Origin of the sequence: Aliidiomarina iranensis (assembly GCF_003987135.1) — a bacterium.
GTDB classification, from domain to species: Bacteria; Pseudomonadota; Gammaproteobacteria; order Enterobacterales; family Alteromonadaceae; genus Aliidiomarina; species Aliidiomarina iranensis.
Genome location: NZ_PIPJ01000002.1, coordinates 191,611 through 214,017 on the forward strand (window position 1 = coordinate 191,611; position 22,407 = coordinate 214,017).

Annotated in this window: 18 protein-coding genes; 11 read left to right on the forward strand and 7 right to left on the reverse strand. The window is 46.1% G+C overall.

All coding sequences use genetic code 11. The annotated features are described in order from the left end of the window. Positions 1–76: 76 nt before the first annotated feature. From bioB to bioD, 4 genes are all read left to right on the forward strand, one after another. Positions 77–1,183 carry a biotin synthase BioB gene (bioB, locus tag CWE08_RS03990; RefSeq protein ID WP_126765846.1) on the forward strand — a complete coding sequence of 369 codons (1,107 nt, stop codon included), beginning with the start codon at positions 77–79 and terminating at the stop codon, positions 1,181–1,183. A 33-nt stretch (positions 1,184–1,216) separates the two neighbouring features. Further along, a complete protein-coding gene (locus tag CWE08_RS03995) occupies positions 1,217–2,491 on the forward strand; it encodes an aminotransferase class I/II-fold pyridoxal phosphate-dependent enzyme (RefSeq protein WP_126765848.1) in 1,275 nt (424 codons plus the stop codon). Continuing rightward, entirely contained in the window at positions 2,472–3,305 is an 834-nt protein-coding gene (locus CWE08_RS04000; RefSeq protein WP_157981223.1) for a methyltransferase domain-containing protein, read from the forward strand. The genes CWE08_RS03995 and CWE08_RS04000 overlap by 20 nt, the downstream gene beginning before the upstream one ends. 134 nt (positions 3,306–3,439) lie before the next feature. Then, positions 3,440–4,186 (forward strand): dethiobiotin synthase, encoded by a 747-nt coding sequence (gene bioD / locus CWE08_RS04005; RefSeq protein WP_126765850.1) that lies wholly within the window; start codon positions 3,440–3,442, stop codon positions 4,184–4,186. Positions 4,187–4,227: 41 nt separating this feature from the next. Here bioD and pepE read toward each other — a convergent pair whose 3' ends face one another. Next, on the reverse strand, positions 4,228–4,977 hold the full coding sequence (gene pepE, locus CWE08_RS04010; protein ID WP_241973828.1) for a dipeptidase PepE: 750 nt from the start codon (positions 4,975–4,977) through the stop codon (positions 4,228–4,230). A 192-nt stretch (positions 4,978–5,169) separates the two neighbouring features. Here pepE and htpX point away from each other — a divergent pair, with 192 nt between their 5' ends. From htpX to CWE08_RS04030, 4 genes are all read left to right on the forward strand, one after another. Further along, the gene (htpX, locus tag CWE08_RS04015; protein ID WP_126765851.1) at positions 5,170–6,054 is read left to right on the forward strand and encodes a protease HtpX; all 885 of its coding nucleotides are present in this window, start codon (positions 5,170–5,172) and stop codon (positions 6,052–6,054) included. Next, complete coding sequence (locus CWE08_RS04020; RefSeq protein WP_126765852.1) at positions 6,054–6,692, forward strand: flavin reductase family protein; 639 nt, start codon at positions 6,054–6,056, stop codon at positions 6,690–6,692. Before htpX ends, CWE08_RS04020 begins: the two co-directional genes overlap by 1 nt. A gap of 96 nt (positions 6,693–6,788) precedes the next feature. Further along, positions 6,789–8,138 (forward strand): class II 3-deoxy-7-phosphoheptulonate synthase, encoded by a 1,350-nt coding sequence (locus CWE08_RS04025; protein ID WP_126765853.1) that lies wholly within the window; start codon positions 6,789–6,791, stop codon positions 8,136–8,138. A 174-nt stretch (positions 8,139–8,312) separates the two neighbouring features. Beyond that, a complete protein-coding gene (locus CWE08_RS04030) occupies positions 8,313–9,125 on the forward strand; it encodes a DUF1338 domain-containing protein (protein ID WP_126765854.1) in 813 nt (270 codons plus the stop codon). A gap of 73 nt (positions 9,126–9,198) precedes the next feature. Here the strand turns inward: CWE08_RS04030 and ppsR are convergent, their stop codons facing one another. After that, positions 9,199–10,005 carry a posphoenolpyruvate synthetase regulatory kinase/phosphorylase PpsR gene (gene ppsR / locus CWE08_RS04035; RefSeq protein WP_126765855.1) on the reverse strand — a complete coding sequence of 269 codons (807 nt, stop codon included), beginning with the start codon at positions 10,003–10,005 and terminating at the stop codon, positions 9,199–9,201. 116 nt (positions 10,006–10,121) lie between these two features. On the opposite strand from ppsR, the gene ppsA reads away from it, so the two are divergent. Beyond that, complete coding sequence (gene ppsA, locus CWE08_RS04040) at positions 10,122–12,500, forward strand: phosphoenolpyruvate synthase (RefSeq protein ID WP_126765856.1); 2,379 nt, start codon at positions 10,122–10,124, stop codon at positions 12,498–12,500. Between the two features lie 26 nt (positions 12,501–12,526). Further along, the gene (gene ydiJ, locus CWE08_RS04045; RefSeq protein WP_126765858.1) at positions 12,527–15,658 is read left to right on the forward strand and encodes a D-2-hydroxyglutarate dehydrogenase YdiJ; all 3,132 of its coding nucleotides are present in this window, start codon (positions 12,527–12,529) and stop codon (positions 15,656–15,658) included. A 78-nt stretch (positions 15,659–15,736) separates the two neighbouring features. Here ydiJ and CWE08_RS04050 read toward each other — a convergent pair whose 3' ends face one another. Further along, positions 15,737–16,786 carry a Glu/Leu/Phe/Val dehydrogenase dimerization domain-containing protein gene (locus CWE08_RS04050; RefSeq protein WP_126765860.1) on the reverse strand — a complete coding sequence of 350 codons (1,050 nt, stop codon included), beginning with the start codon at positions 16,784–16,786 and terminating at the stop codon, positions 15,737–15,739. Positions 16,787–17,229: 443 nt separating this feature from the next. Between CWE08_RS04050 and CWE08_RS04055 the strand changes: the two genes are divergently transcribed. Further along, the gene (locus CWE08_RS04055; RefSeq protein ID WP_126765861.1) at positions 17,230–17,646 is read left to right on the forward strand and encodes a DUF4826 family protein; all 417 of its coding nucleotides are present in this window, start codon (positions 17,230–17,232) and stop codon (positions 17,644–17,646) included. A gap of 184 nt (positions 17,647–17,830) precedes the next feature. On the opposite strand, the gene CWE08_RS04060 is transcribed toward CWE08_RS04055, so the two are convergent. The 4 genes from CWE08_RS04060 to mnmA form a co-directional block, all read right to left on the reverse strand. Further along, on the reverse strand, positions 17,831–19,057 hold the full coding sequence (locus CWE08_RS04060; RefSeq protein WP_126765863.1) for a cupin domain-containing protein: 1,227 nt from the start codon (positions 19,055–19,057) through the stop codon (positions 17,831–17,833). 13 nt (positions 19,058–19,070) lie between these two features. Next, positions 19,071–20,468 carry an adenylosuccinate lyase gene (purB, locus tag CWE08_RS04065; protein WP_126765865.1) on the reverse strand — a complete coding sequence of 466 codons (1,398 nt, stop codon included), beginning with the start codon at positions 20,466–20,468 and terminating at the stop codon, positions 19,071–19,073. An 87-nt stretch (positions 20,469–20,555) separates the two neighbouring features. Continuing rightward, the gene (gene hflD, locus CWE08_RS04070) at positions 20,556–21,209 is read right to left on the reverse strand and encodes a high frequency lysogenization protein HflD (protein ID WP_198677072.1); all 654 of its coding nucleotides are present in this window, start codon (positions 21,207–21,209) and stop codon (positions 20,556–20,558) included. Continuing rightward, the gene (gene mnmA / locus CWE08_RS04075; protein ID WP_241973841.1) at positions 21,206–22,321 is read right to left on the reverse strand and encodes a tRNA 2-thiouridine(34) synthase MnmA; all 1,116 of its coding nucleotides are present in this window, start codon (positions 22,319–22,321) and stop codon (positions 21,206–21,208) included. Before mnmA ends, hflD begins: the two co-directional genes overlap by 4 nt. Positions 22,322–22,407 lie beyond the last annotated feature (86 nt).

A 22,407-nucleotide genomic window follows, 5' to 3' on the forward strand; every position in this document is an offset into this window, starting at 1 on the left:
ATGTATTGACAGTGTACTGTTGCACGCTATGCTAGTCGAGTTTTTCCAGCCCTCATTACAGCGAACCGAGCAACTTATGAACCAAACTGAACTCGAAAACCAACAACCAGCGAACGCTCCCGTACCCAAACAATGGCAACGTTCAGAAATTCAAGCGTTATTCGATTTGCCGTTAAACGATCTATTGTTTCAAGCGCAAAGCATTCATCGGCAACATTTCAATCCGAATGAAGTGCAAGTGAGTACTTTGCTATCGATTAAAACCGGTGCGTGCCCGGAGGATTGCAAATATTGTCCTCAGAGCGCCCGTTACGATACGGGGCTGGAAAAAGAGCAATTAATGGAAGTAGAGCGCGTATTAGAGCAGGCGAAAAGAGCGGCGAAAACAGGGGCTACTCGTTTCTGCATGGGGGCTGCATGGCGCGATCCAAAAGCTCGCGACATGGCGAAGATTAAAGCCATGGTGAAAGGCGTTCGCGATCTTGGCCTCGAAACTTGCATGACCTTGGGCATGCTCTCTGATGATCAAGCGGCGGCACTCGCAGAAGCGGGGTTAGATTATTACAATCATAATTTAGATACCTCACCGGAATATTATGGTGAAGTGATTACAACGCGGAGCTATCAAGATCGCTTAAACACCATAGCGAATGTACGAAAAGCCGGAATGAAAGTGTGTTCTGGCGGGATCGTGGGCATGGGTGAGGAACAAAGCGATCGTATTGGTTTGCTACAACAATTAGCAAATCTACCACTTCCACCAGAATCGGTGCCTATTAATCAACTCGTGAAGGTTGCCGGTACACCTTTTGCATCGATTGACGATATGGATTCTTTTGAATTTGTGCGTTGCATCGCTGTAGCTCGTATTTTAATGCCAAAATCTCATGTTCGGCTTTCGGCGGGCCGGGAAACCATGAGCGACGAACTGCAAGCCATGTGTTTCTTTGCGGGGGCGAACTCAATTTTTTACGGTGAGAAGCTACTAACCACAGCAAACCCGGTTGCTGAGGCTGACCAAAAGCTATTTGCACGCCTTGGATTAAAGCCAGAACAAAGAAAAGCGAAAAAGCCGCTGTACTATGATGCTGCAGCCAGCACAACCGCAACCGATAATACTGTGGTTGCTCCCTGTGGTGCTCGCATTCGTGCAGATGATAGTAAAAAAGAAGCGGCTGTTTAGTTTCTTGAGCATATTGATTTGATGTGAGCTGGCATGAACTTAGAGCAAACTCAAGCGGTGATAAATCGGGGCGAAACCCTCCGAAACAAACTTTCGGCGCAACTACAAAAACAAAGTAAACAGCAGTTGCGTCGTGTTTTAACACCGCAAAAGGGTAATTGTACGCGCGCGTATAATTTTTCCAGCAATGATTACTTGGGTTTGAGCCAGCACCCCAAGGTTATTGCTGCTTATCAGCGCGGCCTTTCGGAGTGGGGCGCCGGTGCCGGAGCTAGCCCACTAGTAACCGGTTATACTACTGCCCATCACGAACTCAGTGAAGCCTTATCAGAGTGGTTCGGTGTAGAGCGAGTTCTGCTATTTAACAGCGGTTTTAGTGCCAACCAAGGTGTTCTGCAAGTACTAACGAAAGCGGGCGTAACTGCGGTCATTGATAAGCTGTGTCATGCATCCATCTACGATGGCTTGGGCCATGGTTTCGGTGAGCGTATTCAGCGCTTTCGACATAATGATTATGAAGATTTACAAAACAGAATAGAAAATCTACCCGGGAGCAATTGCCCTTTAATTGTTTCTGAGGGGGTATTTAGTATGGACGGCGATCGGCCTGATATCTTTGCATTAAGTGCCAATAAAGGCCGTGGTTTACTAATGCTCGATGATGCCCATGGCATTGGGCTTGCAAGCCCTCAAGCTAGCGCTAATGAATTGGCAAGCGGAATAACCAGCAAAGGGTTGGCCAGAGGTGAGTGTGGTAAGGACAACCGAGGTGTTTTTGCCCATCCAAGTGCTCATGAAATTGATATAGTTACCGGAACCTTTGGCAAAGCCTTTGGTATCGCTGGCGCATTTGTAGCAACCGATCATCAAATTGCGGATAGCATTTTGCAAAATGCGCGGCACCTTATTTACAGTACTGCCTTTGCACCCGCTCAAGCGATAGCGATTCATGCAAGTTTAGATATTTTACAAGAAAATAATCATCTCCAAACTGAATTACAAAACCGTATCGCTTACTTTCAATCTCTGGCTGCAAAATTAAAATTGCGCCTAATGCCTTCAAATACGCCGATTCAACCATTGCTGGTGGGGGATAATGCATTAGCAATGCGGCTGGCCCAACTTCTTCGAGCCGAAGGCTTTCAATGCATTGCGATTCGGCCACCTACAGTGCCGAAGGGCACTGCGCGTATCCGTTTCACCCTAAGTTTGAATCAATCTCAAGAAGCACTTGAATATCTGTTTATTGCTCTTGATAGAATTCTAAATGCCGATCAGGAACTTGCCGATGCTTGCCAGTTACGATAAACAAGCTGTTGCTCAGCGTTTTAGCTACTGTGCCGCTCGTTATAATAAGCTTGCTGATTTACAACAAATAAGCGCCAGCATTTTATTGGATATTACGGCAGCTTACGCTACTCAAACCACCTTACAACCCGTATCTCAATTGCTTGATTTAGGTTGTGGCCCCGGCAATCAAACTGCGGCATTGAAGCGGTTATCACAACAGTATGTGGGGGTTGATATAGCGCGAGGCATGCTGGAAGAAGCGGTGAAGGTGAATGCGTTGGGGAGCAATTCGCCGGCGGAGCTATTTATCCAGGCCGATATGGATAACTTACCCTTCGCTACTGCTCAGTTCGAGCTAATCTTTTCTAATTTAGCTATGCAATGGAGCAACTATCCTAAGCAGCTATTGGCCGACCTAAAGCGTATTTTGCAACCGGGTGGAACACTTGTTTTTTCAACTGTTCTTAATGATAGCCTACAACCCCTTGATGCCATACGAAAGCAACTCATGCAACATGCAAGTATGAATTTAAACGAAAACGCTGGGGTAAATGCACAGCCGTATTTACGCGATTGGCGCAAATGGGCGGACGACACAAAGTTTACTTGCGTATACCAAGAGCAACGAAAAATAACGTTATGGTTTCATGATGTTGCCACGTTAATGCGCAGTGTTAGCGCGATAGGCGCTGATCAGCAAAGAGGTAAGCGGCAGAAAAAAATGGGGGCTCGCGAATATGCCGATATTTGCCGGGAATATGAACGCTTCCGTGCTTTTGAAGGCTTACCGCTAACCTATGAAATAGGCTACCTTGTGCTACGAAACGAATAAAGATAGCTTGTAAAAGTAAGGCTGAAAATTCAAACTAAGAATGCAAACTAAGAATGCAAACTAAGAATGCAAAGGTAGAATGTTTACTAGACACTACACTGCCACAGAACACTTATTAGCAACGTGAAATGAACATGCGCAAATTATTTATTACCGGCACTGATACCGATGTTGGAAAAACCGAAGTAGCTACGTTACTTTTAAAAGCAATGGCACAGGTAGGATTAGAAACTGCTGCCATGAAGCCTATTGCCGCGGGATGCGAAAATGGCCCAGATGGGCAATTGTTGAATAGCGATGCTCTCAAGCTGCAGGCTGCGGCTACTTTACAACTCCCTTATGAGAAGGTAAATCCATTTGCCTTCGCTGAGCCAATCGCTCCACATATCGCTGCAATGATGAGCCGCAGTTACAGTGAAAAGCCATCAGGTGAGCAATTCTTAGGCACAACCGGCTTAAATGTATCGCAGTTACTTAAACACTGGCAGAACCTAGCGGCACTGGATGCCGATGTACTCTTAACAGAAGGCGCGGGTGGGTGGCAATTGCCCATAAATGCACTGGAAGATATGCCCAGCTTTGTACAGCGAGCAAATATGGATGTTGTGGTGGTAGTAGGCATGCGGCTTGGTTGCCTTAATCACGCGTTGTTAACGATTGCGGCGATTCAAGCCTTAGGGTTAAAAGTTGCCGGCTGGGTAGCAAACCAGGTAAGTTCAAACATCATGCCGTATTACAGCGAGAATATTGCCACGTTACGCTCGCGAATTAATGCACCACTATTGGCTGAGGTGCCATATTTTGCCGAAGCGCAGCGCGATGAAGCGCAACGTGAATGGCTACAAAAACAAAATTGGTTATCGCAGCTCGCGCTTGCTTAACTCGTAAGGGTAACGGCTACGCGCGAGCTACATTTGAGATTTTATAAGTAATCGGAGCGATCGGCTGCTGCCGGAATGATCTCGCTTTTTTGGTTACGAAACACCACGGCATCAAGGCTGCCAAGCAAACTCATGGCGTTTCCTTGCACTTTTAAAGCAGTGCCTTCACGCAAGCCAATGATTGTTGTTTCTGGGTTCAAAACCATAAATTCAGCAAGGCGTTGAGCCCGAGTTTCACCATGAAAGCCTGGCGGATGCGTATCAATGTAATGAGGGTTCAGCTGCATCTTTAAAAAACCGAGCGCGGAAAAGGAAGGGGGTTCCACAATTGGCATATCATTTGTGGTTTTTATGGTTAACCCGGCAATATTCGAACCTGCACTCCAACCCGCATAGGGTACACCTGCAAACACTCGCTGTTGTAACAGTTCCAACAAGCCTTTTTCGTATAGCGCATTGAGTAACACGAAGGTATTGCCACCGCCTACCGCAATAGCTTGGGCGTTTTCAATTGCACTCTTGGCGTTATCGTAGCTTTCAATGCCGCGCACTTGAATGTCGGTATCAGCCAATGCTAGGCGCACTTTCTCACTATACTCCCGGTGGCTCATCGTTACGCCAGCATAAGGAATAAAAAGCACTTCTTTACCCTGAAAATGGGCGCTCAACCATGCTTTTGCGTGGTAAAGATATCCAGTATCCCCAGCTTTTGAACTGCTCATCAATAATAGGTTTAATTGGCTGCTATTCGTATTATTGTTCATTTCAGCGGGCTTTATTTTTGTCATCATTAACCTCTACATTTGATTCTGCCGTATATTGAGAACCTAAACTTAAAAATAAAACCAGCTTAAGTTTACACAATCGGTGCGTTATGGCGCATAGCTTAAGCATAGGCTGAGAGAAATGCAAAACCTTCCCCTTGAAAAGGCTTGCAAATGCAACCATATCAAGGGTTATGGTAGTTTACTGAGGAAAAATAGATGAAGCGCATTGTTTTGTTTTTAGCTACAAATTTAGCCGTAATTGTTGTGCTCAGCATCGTGATGAATATTTTAATGGCGGTGTTTGGCATTGATTTTGGTAGCTATACCGGTTTACTCATTTTTGCTGCCTTATTCGGCTTTGGTGGCGCATTCATTTCGTTGTTTCTGTCGAAGTGGATGGCGAAACGTTCAACGGGTGCCAAAGTTATTGAGCAACCGCGAAACGACACCGAACGTTGGCTCATGGAAACCGTGCAACGGCAAAGCCAAAAAGCAAGCATTCCAATGCCTGAGGTGGCTATCTATGATTCCCCTGAACCTAATGCATTCGCTACCGGCGCAAGCAAAAGTAGCTCGCTGGTAGCTGTTTCCACCGGGCTTTTGCGTGCTATGAACAAGGACGAGGTTGAAGCCGTGTTAGCACACGAAGTAAGCCACATTGCAAATGGCGACATGGTAACGTTAACCTTGATTCAGGGTGTGGTGAATACCTTTGTTATTTTCCTTGCGCGAGTAGTGGCCGGATTGATTAACAATGCCATGCGCGGAAATCAACAAGGTGGAAGCCATCACGGTGGTGGCGGCTTCGTGTACTTTGGCTTGGTTATTTTATTTGAAATCGTGTTTGGTGCGCTCGCTAGTTTAATTGTGTTCTATTTTTCGCGACAACGAGAATATCGCGCCGATGCAGGGGCCGCACGCTTGGTAGGGCCAAACAAAATGATTGCGGCGTTGCAGCGATTATCGCAAGGCAAAGAATCACAACTCGATGATAAAATGCTCGCTTTCGGTATCAAAGGTAAGCTTGCAAAAGGTGAGTTAATGATGACGCACCCGCCAATTGAAAAGCGCATTGCGGCCCTGCGTCATGGGAGTTTTTAATGATTGTAGATTTAACTAACGAGACGAGCAGTTCCATATACCATTTAATGACCCAAACGTTAATACCCAGGCCTGTTGCTTGGGTATTAAGCGAGCATGAGCAGGGCCATTTGAACCTAGCACCTTTTTCTTATTTTACGGCGGTATCCAGTGAGCCTCCGTTGTTAATGTTTTCCGTTGGCAACAAGATTTCAGGTGAGGGTAAAGACACTAAAGTAAACATTGCAAATAACCCATATTTTGTAGTTCACATTGCACCTGAAAATCTAGCCGAATCTGTTACCGAAAGCTCGCGCAGCCTACCAGCAACAGAATCCGAACTAGAGCACCTAGCACTCGATACGGAAACGTTCGAGGGTTTTCCGTTACCTCGTATAGCCGGATGCCCTATAGCTTTCGGGTGTAAACTGCACGCTTTACAGGATGTGCCCGGTGCACCGCAAACCATGGTGTTTGGTGAAATTCAGCGGGTATTTATTGATGATAGGGTTGGCAATATAGAAAAGCAGAAAAAATCTGACGGGAGCACAAGCTCAAGGCTAGTTGTTGATGCTCTCGCAGTTCAGCCAATCGCCCGCCTTGGGGCTGATCAATATGCTACTTTGGGGCGTATTTTAAATATCTCGCGGCCAAAATAAGCTGAAATGCGAGAAAAGCGTGTTTTGCCATTGCAATACTGAGCTCTGGCAGATACATTCAAAGGCCTCCTGAAATAAGTAGTGTAAGGATTTAAGATGCAGTGGACACCTGATAGCTGGCGGCAGTTTCCTATTAAACAACAACCTACCTACGCTGATGCGAGTGAGCTTGCGGAAGTTGAATCTCAGCTGAAACGTTATCCACCTTTAGTGTTCGCGGAAGAGATTCGCCGTTTACAAAGCCATCTTGGCGCCGTATGCGAAGGGAACGGTTTTTTATTACAAGGTGGAGATTGTGCGGAATCTTTTCGGGATTTCACCGCACCGAAAATCCGCGATACGTTCAAAGTAATGCTGCAGATGGCCATTGTGATGACTTTCGCAGGCGAAGTGCCGGTAGTAAAAGTAGGGCGCATGGCAGGACAGTTTGCCAAGCCGCGCTCTGGCGACATGGAAACGATCGATGGCATTTCATTACCGAGCTACCGCGGTGATATTATTAACGGCTTGGATTTTACTGAAGCGGCGCGTAAGCCAGATCCGCAAAGAATGCTTACGGCCTACCACCATTCAGCAGCAACACTGAATTTATTGCGGGCGTTTGCTCAAGGTGGGTATGCGGACCTGCACAAAGTGCATAAGTGGAACATGGGTTTCATTAACGCCAACCCGATGAAAGAGAAGTATCAGGCTATTTCCGAGCGTATCCAAGAATCGTTGCGCTTTATGGAAGTTTTGGGTATTACTGCGGAAACGCACCCAACCATTCATGAAACAGAGCTTTTTACCTCTCATGAGGCGTTATTACTGCCATATGAAGAAGCGCTTACGCGTACCGACAGCCTAACTGGGATGCCATACAACTGCTCAGCACACATGGTATGGATGGGTGAGCGAACACGGCAACTGGATCATGCGCACATTGAATTCTTCCGCGGCATTAATAATCCAATCGGGGTGAAAGTAGGGCCAACCGCCACCGAAGATGAGTTGATGGCGTTAATCGATGTATTAAACCCAAAAAATGAGCCAGGCCGATTAACACTGATCACGCGCATGGGTGCCGATAACCTAGCGAGCAACTTACCTAAGCTTATTCGCCGTGTGCAAAAAGAAGGCCGCAAGGTTGTGTGGTCGAGCGATCCAATGCATGGCAATACGGTTAAGGCGAGTAACGGTTATAAAACTCGTGATTTTGCCGCCATTGTTCGGGAAATTCGGCAGTTTTTTGCGATACACCAAGCTGAAGGCAGCTATGCAGGCGGTATTCATTTGGAAATGACCGGTGAAAACGTAACTGAATGTACCGGCGGCGCCTACAAAATATCACAAGATGATTTAGCTGAACGTTACCTTACACAATGTGATCCGCGCTTAAACGCCGACCAAGTGTTGGAATTAGCGTTTCTTGTGGCGGAATCACTGGGTAAAGCGCGCCAAGGCTAAAACTTGTTCTTGATCAATGAATCCTCATGATCATGGAAGAGGATATTGGCTCTCAGAAGTTTTCGGTTATAATTAGGGCATAGAAAGTAAGGTATAACTTTGGTTAGCTTTGCTTACACATATCAAGGTCGGATCGCAGCTGCGTTTCGGCCTTTGTTTTACAGGAGTAATTTAATGAGCTCAGTATCAACTTCAGCCGCCCATGCTTTTTTCGATGCATTGTGGGCCGATTATATTCAGCGAACACCCTCAGCGAGCAAAGTGCATCAAGTGCTTGGTGAAGGCCATGACATCATTAATGATCATGTTGCCTTTCGAACCTTCAATATAGCACCGGTAAACCTTGAAGCACTTACCGGACATTTTGAAGATATGGGGTATTTTGCTAATGGCGATTACGATTTTGAGCAAAAAAAGCTCCGAGCAAAACATTTTGAACATGCAGATCCAACGTTGCCAAAGATTTTTATCAGCGAGCTTTTAGTTGAAGAATTTTCGCCAGAGCTGCAATCAATCGTTCAGGATATGGTGGATCGTATTAACCCTGCTGCCGTTAAAGAAGCGAAGTTCTTGTATTCCGGAACGCATTGGCAAGTAAGCCATGCGGAGTATCAGCAGCTATTGGCTGAAAGCGAATATGCGGCATGGATGAGTGCATTTGGTTTCTGCGCCAATCATTTCACCGTAAGTGTGAATGAGTTGCCTGGCTATCGCACTTTGGAGAGTGTGAATCAGAAGCTGAAAGATTCGGGTTTCACCTTGAATGCTGCAGGCGGCGAAATTAAAGGATCAGCCGAGGTATTTTTAGAGCAATCATCCACCATGGCTGATGAGATTCCCGTGCAATTTAGCGACAAAGAGGCAGTGATTCCAAGTTGTTTCTATGAATTCGCTAAGCGCTACGAAATAGCCGAGGGTAAGCTCTACACAGGTTTTGTGGCCGCATCCGCCGATAAGATATTTGAAAGCACGAATGCCAAGCGCTAAGAAACCGTTTATTAGAAACTAAACTGAAAAAGCTCTGCCACTACGCAGAGCTTTTTATTAACTGTTCCCCATATTAATAACGATGACGCTTCAACTTAGCTGTAGTCATGATTTTGGCAGCGATTTCCTCTACTGAGGCATGGGTTGAATTCAAATACGGAATAGCCTCTTGCCGAAAAATATTTTCAATTTCATTAATTTCCAACAAGCATTGCTCCATTGAGGCGTAACGGCTATTCGCCCGGCGTGCTTGGCGAATGCTTTGTAAGCGCTCAGGGTCAATAGTTAAACCAAAAAGCTTGTGGCGATGCATTTTTAAATCATAGGGCAGCTCAATCGGGCCCATATCTTCTTCGGTTAGCGGGTAATTTGCGGCTTTAATACCATACTGTAACGCAAGATAAATACAGGTTGGCGTTTTCCCCGTGCGAGATGCACCTACCAAAATAATATCCGCCTCGCCGTAGTTCCGAGTTGTTACCCCATCATCATTTTCTAAGGTGTAATTTATGGCATCAATACGAAAGTTATAATCTTGATTGAGGCCATGAGTGCGATTAGTTTTTGGCTGTGCCGAAACGCCTAGCTCGGCTTGCACAGGTTCTACATAGTGATCAAGGAAATCGTAACTAACGCCATGGCTAGTGAGAATTATTTTCTTCAAGGATGGATTCACGAAAGTATGAAAAATCAGTGGCTTTTCATTACTTTCCGCAAAGGCGGCATTAATTTCCTGAACCGCTTTTAAGGCTTTCTCATCATCATCGATAAAGGGTAGGGTTTTGTGCTCAAACTTCACCGGAAACAGGGATAAAATCGCATGCCCAAAGGTTTCTGAGGTGAGGGCTGTGCCGTCGGAGATATAAAACGCAGTACGCATAATTAATTAGCCTGAAATGAAAGTGATACAAATGTTAACTTGTGAGCCCCTAGCGTGTAAAATACTCTGCAGTTAAAACACCCAACAATTAACTCCGATATTGTAAGGATAACCCCGTGCAAGAATACGTGCTTTGGTATCAAGATTTAGGAATGAACGATGTAAACCGAGTTGGCGGCAAAAACGCTTCACTTGGTGAAATGATTAGTAATTTAGCAGGTGCCGGCGTTACTGTTCCCGGTGGCTTTGCAACCACATCCCATGCGTTCAATACTTTCCTCGAACAAAGCGGCGTGAATGCGCGCATCTATGATTTGCTTGATAGCCTTGATGTGGATGATGTCAAAGCACTTGCAAAAGCAGGTGAGCAAATTCGCTCGTGGATTATCGAAACCCCTTTCACCCCGGAGTTAGATGCTGCTATTCGTGAGAGTTATGCCACCTTGAGCGAAGGCTACGCCGAGGCAAGCTTTGCAGTGCGCAGTTCAGCAACCGCAGAAGATATGCCGGATGCTTCTTTTGCCGGCCAGCAAGAAACCTTTTTGAATGTGAAAGGAATTGATGCTGTGATGGAAGCTATCAAGCACGTTTACGCATCATTGTTTAACGATCGGGCTATTTCTTATCGGGTGCATCAAGGCTATGATCACCGCGGTGTGGCGCTCTCTGCGGGCGTACAGCGCATGGTTCGCAGTGATTTGGCAGCATCTGGGGTACTATTCTCGATTGATACCGAATCAGGTTTTGATCAAGTGGTATTTATTACCTCTTCCTATGGTTTAGGTGAAATGGTGGTTCAGGGGGCTGTAAACCCAGATGAATTCCACGTGCATAAACCAACCTTAGCGGCAGGGCGGCCTGCAGTGATCCGCCGCACGATGGGAAGTAAAAAAATCGAAATGGTTTACTCTGATAGCCAAGAACATGGTAAACAAGTAAGTATTCAAGATGTTGATACACAACGGCAAAAGCAATTTTCACTAACCGACGCGGAAATTTTAGAGCTGGCGAAGCAAGCCGTTATTATCGAAAAACACTACGGCCGGCCGATGGATATTGAATGGGCGAAAGATGGCATTGATGGCAAGCTCTACATTGTGCAAGCTCGGCCAGAAACGGTGCGCTCAAATGAAGTTGGCAATAGTATTGAGCGTTTCGCACTGAAGGGTGAATCGGAAATTATGGTAACCGGCCGTGCGATTGGCCAGAAAATCGGCAGTGGTAAAGCTCGCGTGCTCGATTCCATAGCAGATATGGATCAAGTACAGCCCGGCGATGTGCTAGTAACCGACATGACAGACCCAGATTGGGAACCTATTATGAAACGCGCTGCCGCCATTGTTACTAATCGTGGCGGAAGAACCTGCCATGCGGCAATCATCGCTCGGGAACTCGGCATCCCAGCGGTAGTAGGCTGTGGTGATGCAACTCAGTTGATTCAAGATGGCGTTGAAGTAACGGTATCCTGCGCGGAAGGTGATACCGGTAATGTTTATCGTGGTCTATTAGAATTTGAAGTTACCCAATCAGAAGTGGGTAACATGCCAGCGCTGCCGCTAAAGATTATGCAAAATGTGGGTAATCCGGATCGAGCATTTGATTTTGCTCGCTTACCACATGCCGGCGTTGGTTTGGCGCGGTTAGAATTTATTATCAATCGAATGATCGGTGTACATCCAAAAGCACTATTACACTATGAAGATCAATCGCCAGAGTTACAGGCATTGATTACCGATTTAACTTCTGGTTACGAGAATCCTCGAGAGTTCTACATTCAACGCTTAGTTGAGGGAATCGCTACCATTGGTGCCTCGTTTGCACCGGAACGGGTGATTGTTCGGTTATCTGATTTTAAATCAAACGAGTATGCGAATTTGATCGGCGGCCGCCAATATGAGCCGGAAGAAGAGAACCCAATGCTGGGATTCCGCGGGGCTGCACGTTATTTGGCGCCAGATTTCACCGAATGTTTCGCATTAGAATGTGAAGCCGTAAAGCGTGTACGCAACGATATGGGGCTCACCAACGTTGAAATCATGATTCCATTTGTGCGCACGCTAGAAGAAGGCAGAAAGGTTATTGAATTATTGGCTCAGCATGGATTGCGGCAAGGTGAAAACGGTTTGCGCGTAATTATGATGTGTGAGTTACCATCAAATGCCGTGTTAGCCGACAAATTTCTCGATATATTCGACGGCTTCTCAATCGGTTCTAACGATTTAACTCAATTGACCCTTGGGTTAGACCGAGATTCCGGTTTGATTGCGCACTTGTTTGACGAGCGTAACGAAGCCGTGAAGGCATTATTGGCGATGGCCATTCAAACTGCTAAGAAACGTGGAAAATACGTTGGCATTTGCGGCCAAGGCCCATCAGATCATCCCGATTTCGCTCATTGGTTAGTGGAGCAGGGTATTGATTCGGTATCCTTAAATCCGGATACCGTAGTTGATACTTGGCTCTTTCTTGCAAAAGAGCTGAATCAATCTTCATAACTTAACCCTTGCGGAGGTCTTTAGTAGTGACCAGCCGATTACCGGTTTTAAATGATTACGAGCAGGTGCCTGCAGAAACGCAGGCCTTTATTAGTGCGTTAGAACAAGCCGGTTATATCGGTGATGTTGATTATAGCTATGCAGGCAGAATGGTGGCTGCAACTGATAACAGCATCTATCAGCAACTTCCGCAGGCGGTTCTTTATCCGCGCAGCCAAAATGATGTGCGTTGTATTTTTCGAACTGCAGCGCGCAATCAATTCCAAGGTATACGTTTTTCGCCTCGTGGCGGTGGCACTGGCACCAACGGACAAGCGCTTACCCCTGGTGTAGTTATCGATCTCAGCCGCCATCTTACTCAGGTGTTAGAGCTGAACTTAGAAGAGGGTTGGGTTCGGGTTGAGGCCGGTATTGTAAAAGACCAATTAAATGCGGCGCTCGCTCCGCATGGGTATTTCTTTGCGCCCGATACCTCAACGAGTAATCGCTGTACCATCGGCGGCATGATCGCCACCGACGCATCTGGGCAAGGCTCGTTGATTTACGGAAAAACTAGTGATCATATCCTTGGTTTGCGCAGCTTACTGGTAAGCGGTGATGATCTTCGCACAGAACCATTGCCGGTAGCTGAGGCAGAAGAGCTAGCGAAAAATGATGATGTGGTTGGCAGAATCTATCACCAGGTGCTGGCCAGTTGCAAAGGCATGCGTAGCGCCATTGAAGAAAAATTCCCGCCATTAAATCGCTTCTTAACGGGTTACGATTTGGCTCACGCTTATCGCCCAGAAGATGAAACGATCGATTTAAGCCGCCTTATAGCCGGCGCTGAAGGTACCTTGAGTGTGGTTACCGAAGCGAAACTAAAAATCACACCGAGCCCGAATTTTAAAGTTTTGGTGAATGTTAAATACCAAGATTTTCAGGATGCACTGCGCCACGCTCCGGAATTAGTGAAAGCGCGGGCGACATCGGTAGAAACAGTGGATAGTACCGTTTTAGATTTAGCCCGTAATGATATTGTTTGGCATCAGGTTAAAGATCTTCTTACCGATGTGCCGCCCTATAAAATGGGTGGTATCAACATTCTGGAATTTACCGGCGTAGATCAAGCCGAAATCGGCCAGAAATTAAAAGCATTATGCAATCAATTGTCTGGTTTAGATCCGCATACTACTGGTGTGATCGGGTATCAAATTTGCCGAGAGCAAAGCAGCATCGAAAAGATCTATGCGATGCGAAAAAAGGCCGTTGGGCTACTGGGTGCTACCAAGGGCAAGGCGAAGCCGATGGCTTTTGTAGAAGATACTGCTGTTCCACCTGAGCGCCTTGCGGAATATATTATGGAATTTCGCGCCTTACTTGATGCCCATGATTTAAAATATGGCATGTTTGGCCATGTCGATGCGGGCGTGTTGCACGTGCGCCCAGCTCTTGATATGCAAGAACCGGCAAGCGCTGAAATGGTTCGTACCATAAGCGATGCCGTAATGCGTTTAACCGCGCGTTATGGCGGCTTAATGTGGGGCGAACATGGAAAGGGGTATCGCTCCGAGTATGGCCCCGAGTTTTTCGGTGACAATTTATTTACTGAGTTGCGAAAAATAAAGGCGGCATTCGATCCACAAAACCGTTTGAATCCGGGCAAAATATGCACGCCGTTCGCTAGTAACGATTCCCTTGTATCGGTAGATGCCCGCAAGCGTGGCTGGTTCGATCGGCAAATTCCGGTTGCAAGCCAAGAGCAATTTCAAGGCGTTATGGATTGTAATGGCAATGGCTTGTGTTTTAATTTTGCTGCGAGCAGCCCGATGTGCCCATCATACCGTGCTACTGGTGATCGCCGTTACTCGCCAAAAGGGCGGGCCACGCTCTTACGCGAGTGGTTGCGCCGCTTAGCCAATGCCGGTTATGCAACAGATACAAAAGAGCTTGCAGATAAAACCTTAAGTGCCAATGCTCGGCTTACGAAAGCGCCGGGTGAAGATGATTTTAATACGGAAGTTAAAACGGCTTTAGATACCTGTTTGGCGTGTAAGGCTTGCTCGAGCCAATGCCCAGTGAAGGTAGATATTCCGCGGCAACGCGCTATTTTTTATGCCCATTATCATCAGAGTTATCAAAGGCCAATAAAAGATTATTTGGTGTTGCATAGTGAGCTTAATCTGCCAAAACTAGCTCGTTTTCCGCGGTTTGCTAATTTACTTGCGCATAACCCCCTGAGCAAAGCGGTGCAGAAACATTGGATTGGTTATATTGATACCCCGAAGTTTTCGGTGCCAAACCTGAATTCCCGCCTTACCAAAGATAAATTCTTGGGTTTAGATGAAGTTAGAGAAAAAGCAAAATCACTTGCCTTTGATCCAAATGATTATGTTTTTGTAGTACAAGATGCCTTTACTAGTGTATTCGACGCTGCGGTTGTGCATGATTTTATGCGGTTAGCTCGAATACTCGGGAAGGAGCCGGTTCTTTTGCCTTACATGGGAAACGCTAAAGCGGCCCATGTAAAAGGGTTCCTAGGGAACTTCCGGCAGCTAGCAACAAGAACATCAGAACGTTTAGCGGCTCTGCAGGATGAGTTTAAAGTTCCTCTGGTAGGCTTAGATGCTGCTACGGTGCTTTGTTTTCGTGATGAGTATCGGCAGGAGGGAATTCCGAAAAGTGAGGAGTTCTCAGTACTTCTAGCCCACGAGTGGATACTGCAAAATATTGCAGAGTTAGCTACACTGGTAAAAGATACTGATTCAAGCGTGGCAACGGATGAAGGTTTTAAAATTCTGCCTCATTGTACTGAGCAAACTGCGTTGCCGAATACAGGAAAAGCGTGGCGTGAAATTTTTGCGGCTGCAGGTGCGCCCGTAGAGATACCCGCAGTGGGGTGCTGTGGTATGGCCGGCACTTTTGGCCATGAGCGAGAGAACCAAAGTTTAAGCCGTTCAATTTTCGATTTAAGTTGGCAGCAATTTTTTTCTTCAGGCTTGGGCAGCCCAGCGCAGCGCAACAAGAGCGAAGCGGAGTCTAACAAGGGCCCAGCGCAGCAAAATACGCAGATAATGGCTACGGGCTTTTCGTGCCGGTGCCAAAGTGAACGTTACACAAGCACAAAACCGAAACACCCCATTCAACAGCTTGTTACTTTGCTTGCTACTCAAGATTAGCACTAGTAGTTAGAACAAAAAGTAAAAAAGGCGCTTTCAGCGCCTTTCTTACTTTTTTACTCAGCTCTAAAAATGTGTTTAAGCCATTTTTTCTGCTAGCTTCTTAGCTAGAATTTCTCGAGCCATTTCATCAGCAATTTCACCCGTAGGGCGATCTTCATTTTTTGCACGAGTAAAAATTTTATCAAGCGTACCGTAAATAGCTTTTACACGCTTGCCGGTATCTTCAAGTGAGAAATTCGCAGCCTCTGAACACACATGAATAACACCGCCGGCGTTGATAACGTAATCAGGAGCATAAAGAATACCCATTTCCTTCACGATTTTATCATGTGCGGGGGTGGCGAGCTGGTTGTTCGCACTGCCCGCAATTACCTTGGCTTTCATTACTTTCAAGGTGTTGTTGTTAATCGTTGCACCCAACGCACAAGGTGCGTAAACATCGCATTCCACGCTGTAGATATCATCAACGCTAACCGCTTCAGCACCAAGTTCAGCTACTGCTTTAGCAACTGCTTCTTCGTTAACATCAGCCACAATCAGTTTAGCGCCTTCTTTCGCACAATATTCGGCAAAATCGTAACCCACAGCACCTAAACCTTGCACAGCAATACGCACGCCTTGCAAGCTCTCGTTACCAAAGGCATGCTTTGCAGCGGCTTTTAAGCCCAAATAGGTACCTTCCGCTGTGTGCGGGGAGGGATCGCCGGCCTTGCTCGCTGTGCCCGCCACAAAAGCAGTTTCAGTACTCACAATATCAATATCAGCGGTGCGTATGTTTACATCTTCAGCAGTAATGTATTTGCCGCCTAATGAGTTTATGAAACGTCCGTAGGCTTTGAAAAAAGCTTCGCTTTTATCTTTCTTCGCATCACCGATGATAACGGCTTTCCCGCCACCTAAAGGCAAACCTGCGAGCGCACTTTTGTAGGTCATTCCGCGTGATAACCGGAGAACATCGGTTAAGGCCTCTTCGGAGTTGGCATAATTCCACATACGCGTGCCGCCGAGAGCTGGCCCCATAGTGGTATCATGCACAGCAATAATTGCTTTCAAGCCAGTAACTTTATCATGGCAGAACACAACTTGTTCGTGACCATCGTATTCCACGTGTTCGAATAGCGCCATTTCCGCTAACCTCATTGTTGTTGTCTTATCAATTGTCTTTTAGCTAAATGTCTTTTAGCTAGTTGTCATGCACACAAATTTGCTGCGTAAACTACCACTTTACGTAAACTGTTGCTAGTGAGTGAAAATGAAAAAGCCACCTAATAAATGCGGTATCTATCAACTTGTCTTTACACCCCGCAAACGCTCGTACATAAGTTGTTCGTGGTTGGTCCAGTAGGGGCTTGTAGCGCTTTTCAGTTCTCCTTGAGCCTGTTAATATGACACCGGGTTTGGCGAATAAAATTAGCGCCTATTTTTGGCCGCTCACAGTTGACGTAGTTCTTAACAGAAGTGGTTTTGCATAAACTAGTTCTCAATTAACTTAGTTCGAACTTAATTTTTTGATTAAGCCAAGCATTGCCAAATTTATTATCGATTCATGAATACTTAGTGAGATAACCATGAGTGAAAAACAACAAGAAAGTAACCCAGAGCAAGCTGCATGGGTGAGAGAACACTTCCAGAAAGCAAACGGTTATCTGGCAGAGAAGGGAATTTTAACCGACCAAGTACTGGTGAAAGAGAGCCGCTACCTTATCCCACATATTGCGCTTTGGAAGTTTTCATTGCGGGGCTCAACCGATAAAGTTTGGGCGATTAGTGGGGTTTGCCCAACCGATCACGTTAATGCATCGGTTGCTGGTAATGCGCGCGATGCATTAAAGCACTTCTGTTTGAGCTGGCAATTACGAGCAGATAAAATTTTAACGAGTGAAAATCCGGATCCTACCGAAAAGCAATTTGCCGAGCTGTTAATTGGTCACGCTGAAGCATGCTATCAGCTAGTGCTGCAGGACAAGTTCTGGGAAAATCAATAACACCTGAGTGCGCAGGGCAGTTCTCAAAGTGCCATAATTATTGGTGTTAGGGGAGTGTTTTAAGCCCCCGAACGCTCTTTAAAGCGTGCTCTGTAAGGCTAGCTCTGTTAGTAGCGCACTGAAATGAAAAGCCCACTTCACTGAAGTGGGCTTTTCATTGTATTCTCAAAACGAATTGAGAAATCTAGTTTTCACTCTCATCATCATTCGTTAAGATAAATAGCCCCTCATTCAGCATGCCACAAAGCAATGTTCGCGCTTTCTCTGAGGTAAGATAATCAATGATTTCCGGTGTTTCGGCAAAATCCGTCATGTCGCAAAGAATACCGAACAATGCTTCCGCATCGCTATCAAGTGGATACCAATGACCTTGCACAACCGCAAAGAGCTGCTCATCTATGGTTGTTGTAATCATGCGCACGCCAACGGCCTTCACCAGAATCTCGAAGCGCTGGCATGCGTATAGTACTCCGCTAGCGGTATACGGCTGTGCTGGCCACTCAGGTAAGGGTGGGCGGGGATTTTTTGAGAACAATTCAGCACACACTTTGTGCAAGAGTTGTTCATTATTTAGTGCTGCAAGCATAAGATTTCGGCATTCTGCAACAATTTCTGGTGGTAAATGCCAAGGTTCATGGTCTGCAAGTTCAGTTTTCGAAGCATTTAATAATAGATCTATGCGATCCTGAAAACGATGTTGGAGCTCATCATGTTCAAGGGCGTAATCCGCAAGCGCTGAGATCAATTCTGCCTGGCTTGGTGCCCGAAAACCCACTGAGTAATTTAACGCTTCATGTGTTGTATCACCAGCATGGGGGAAGCCTGCGGGTATGTATAGCATATCGCCTGGCGCAAGCACCTCATCAATAATAGAAGAGAACTCCGCTACTTGCTTGAGGTCCGGATGCGGACAATGGGTTACATGCTCGCCGGGTTCGCCCACTTGCCAGCGGCGCGAACCGGTACCTTGAATGATAAACACATCGTATTGATCTAAGTGAGGCCCAACACCGCCGCCGGGAGTGGAGTAGCTCACCATTAAATCATCAATACGCCAATCGGGGAGGAAGCGAAATGCCCGCAATAATTCTTGCGCTGGAGGATAATGCTCATTCACTGCTTGAACTAGTAAACTCCAGTTTTCCTCTCCCAATTTAGAAAAATCAGCAATTGGCCCATGTTCAACATCCCAATTTCCCGCAAAACGGCTCACTACTCTTGAATCGACACCTGCTTCCATAGATAAGCCAGCGAGTTCATCAGCACTTATCGGGTCTTGAAAATCGATAAAAGCCTGGCGAATAACCACAGGCCTTTTCTGCCAAAAATCACGCAGAAACGCCACCGGATCAAAGGCATAGTGATTCAGAACATAATCACCAGGGCTATCTTGAAACAGGTTCTGGCTCATAACTTGTAGTGCCTTATACTAAGTTTTTTAACTGGTTTGGGAGCTCATCCACAAAGGTTTCCGCACGGCCAATATAAGTTGCCGGCGTGAGCGTTGTTAATTCTGCTTTTACCGATTCTGGCAATTCAAGGTTAGCAATGAAGTTGGCTAAATCTTGCTGTGTTACACGTTTGCCGCGAGTTAATTCTTTTAGTTTTTCATATGGCTTTTCAATGCCATAGCGGCGCATCACTGTTTGCACAGGTTCCGCAAGTAGCTCCCAATTCTGATTCAGCTCGTGGCGCAGGTTTTCCTCATTAACTTCGAGTTTAGAAATGCCTTTTAATGTAGCTTGATAAGCAATTACCGCGTAGCCTAAACCCACTCCAAGATTCCGTAACACAGTAGAATCTGTTAAATCACGTTGCCAGCGCGATACCGGCAGTTTTGCCGCTAAGTGGCCAAGAATTGCATTAGCGATGCCTAAATTGCCTTCTGAATTCTCAAAATCAATTGGATTTACTTTGTGTGGCATGGTGGAGGAGCCAACCTCACCAGCGATGGTTTTTTGTTTGAAGTGGTTGAGGGCGATATAGCCCCACAGATCACGATCGAAATCGATGAGAATAGTATTTACCCGGCACAACGCATCAAACCATTCGGCAATATAATCATGGGGTTCGATTTGTGTGGTATAGGGGTTCAACGTGAGGCCGAGTGACGTTACAAATTCATCAGCAACTTTGTGCCAATTCACATCAGGATAAGCCGCAAGGTGAGCATTGTAATTGCCCACAGCACCATTCATTTTGCCAAGAAACTGTACCTGCTTTAACGCCGTCATTTGCCGATCTAAACGCATAGCTACATTGGCAAACTCTTTTCCCATAGTTGTTGGTGTTGCAGGTTGCCCGTGCGTACGCGCCATCATGGGTATGGCTTTATAATCAGCCGCATGCGCGGATAATGCTTGTAACAGTGATTGCAATAGCGGCCATACCACTTCTTTATTAGCTGCCGTTAGCATTAGCGCATGGCTAAGGTTGTTAATGTCTTCTGAAGTGCACGCAAAATGAATAAATTCGGTAACGGCGAGTAGCTCAGAATTACCAGCTACTTTTTCTTTTAAAAAATACTCAACTGCCTTTACATCATGATTTGTTGTTTTTTCAATATCTTTAACCCGTTGAGCATCCGCTTCTGAAAACTCATCAACGATAGCGTCCAGTTGGGCGTTTGCTTGGGCTGATAATGCAGGCACTTCAGAAATAGCATCAATGCTCGCAAGTTTTTGTAACCATCGCACCTCAACACGTACGCGCTGATGAATTAAACCGAACTCACTAACGAAAGCACGTAAATCAGCTGTTTTACTACCGTAGCGCCCATCAACTGGGCTAATAGCGGTGAGGGCAGAGAGTGAGAGGGTCATGCGGTTGCTCCAAGTTCGGTTGGTTGATTTAGGTTCTGGTTAAGCTTTGCTGGTAGGGCGCTACCAACTTACAAATAGGTAATAGGCTTAGGCCGGCATACGCAATAGATCTTCTATGGCTCGCACTAACTTGCCGCGAGAAAAGATAATGTGGCGGCGTTTCCCACCAAGTTGGCGCCATAAAACCGCGCTGCGAATACCGGCTAAAAGCATGGTGCGAATTTGATATTGCACTTTTGGTTGCTTTAAAAATTCAGGCTTCCCGCTAATTTGAATTCGTGGCCCAAGCGGGCTTATAACGTCCATGTAGAGCTTGCCAAGATTCTCTATTATGAGGTTATTTTCAAAATCAAAATCTTCACGCTGACGTTTAATCTGTTTTAGATTATTGCCGAGTTTTTCCAGCGCTTTAGCGTTCGCATTTAATTTCCGTTCAAGGGTTAACATGCCCACTACATAGCGCGTTTGCTCAACATCTTTCGCACCTTTTCCGTTGAGTTGCCCGAGCAATAGGCGTAATGCTGGTTTTAAGCTTTCCAGATCCCCGTAAACATCCAAGGTGCTGCTCGGATCCAGGTTTAAAAGGCTTTTAATGAGTACATCGGTATGGTCATTCGGGATAATTTCACCCCGGCGGGCTAATTGCTGCGCACAAACAGCAGCAAGGCACAGGCCGCCAAATGCCAGCATACGCTCATGCCATTCGTTTAATTCACTGCGCAGTGCAACCACGTTACTCACAAGGCAACCTCAAAGTCCGTAATGCGTTTTTCAATAATGCCGCCGCCAAGGCAGATATCGCCCTGATAAAACACCGCAGATTGCCCAGGTGTTACCGCAGCCACATCTTCGTTAAAAATAACTTCAACCTGATCATTCTTGCTCACTTGGGAACCGGTTTCTGAGGTTTCGAATAGCGGCCTAACCGTGCACGGAATATCCTCTTGGCGATAGCGAGTTTTAACTACACAAGAGAAGGGCGCTTGCACGCTCTCGCGGTTTAACCAATGTAATTGCCCAGCCACTAAACCTTTCGAATACATGCGCGGATGGTTTTTACCTTGGGCTACGATGAGTGTGTTATTCGCAACATCTTTATCCACTACATACCAAGGCTCATCACCTGCATTTGCCAAGCCGCCAATATGTAAGCCCTTACGCTGGCCAATGGTGTGATACATCAAACCCTCATGCTCACCTAATTCGCTACCATCAACGCTTTGAATCGGGCCGGGTTGAGCAGGGAGGTATTGTTGTAAGAAATCTTTGAACTTGCGTTCGCCGATAAAACAAATACCGGTTGAATCTTTTTTACCAGCAGTTACTAAGCCTTGTTCTTCAGCAATTTTACGAACATCGGGCTTCTCAATATCGCCCACCGGAAACAGAGTTTGGGCAATATGCTCATGGCTAAGTGTATACAAAAAATAACTTTGATCTTTGTTGTCATCTAAACCGCGAATCAATTGCCACTTGGTGCCATCAAAACGGCGCCGGCAATAATGGCCAGTTGCAATGTAATCGGCACCAAGTGCTTCTGCAGCAAACTCAAGGAAGGCTTTAAACTTAATTTCTTTGTTGCACATGATATCGGGGTTAGGCGTGCGGCCAGCGCGGTACTCAACCAAAAAATGCTCAAATACGTTATCCCAATACTCCGCCGCAAAGTTTACCGTGTGCAATTCAATACCAAGGGTTGCACAAACTTGTTCGGCATCGGCAAGATCGGTGGCCGCAGAGCAATATTCATCGGTATCATCTTCTTCCCAATTCTTCATAAACAAGCCTTCAACTTGATAGCCTTGTTGTTGTAAAAGATAGGCTGACACTGAAGAATCAACGCCCCCAGACATTCCAACAATCACTCGATGCTTGCTATTTTCCTGTTTTTCACTGGCGGTAAACTGGCCACAGACACGGCTGCTAACCGGTGCATCTA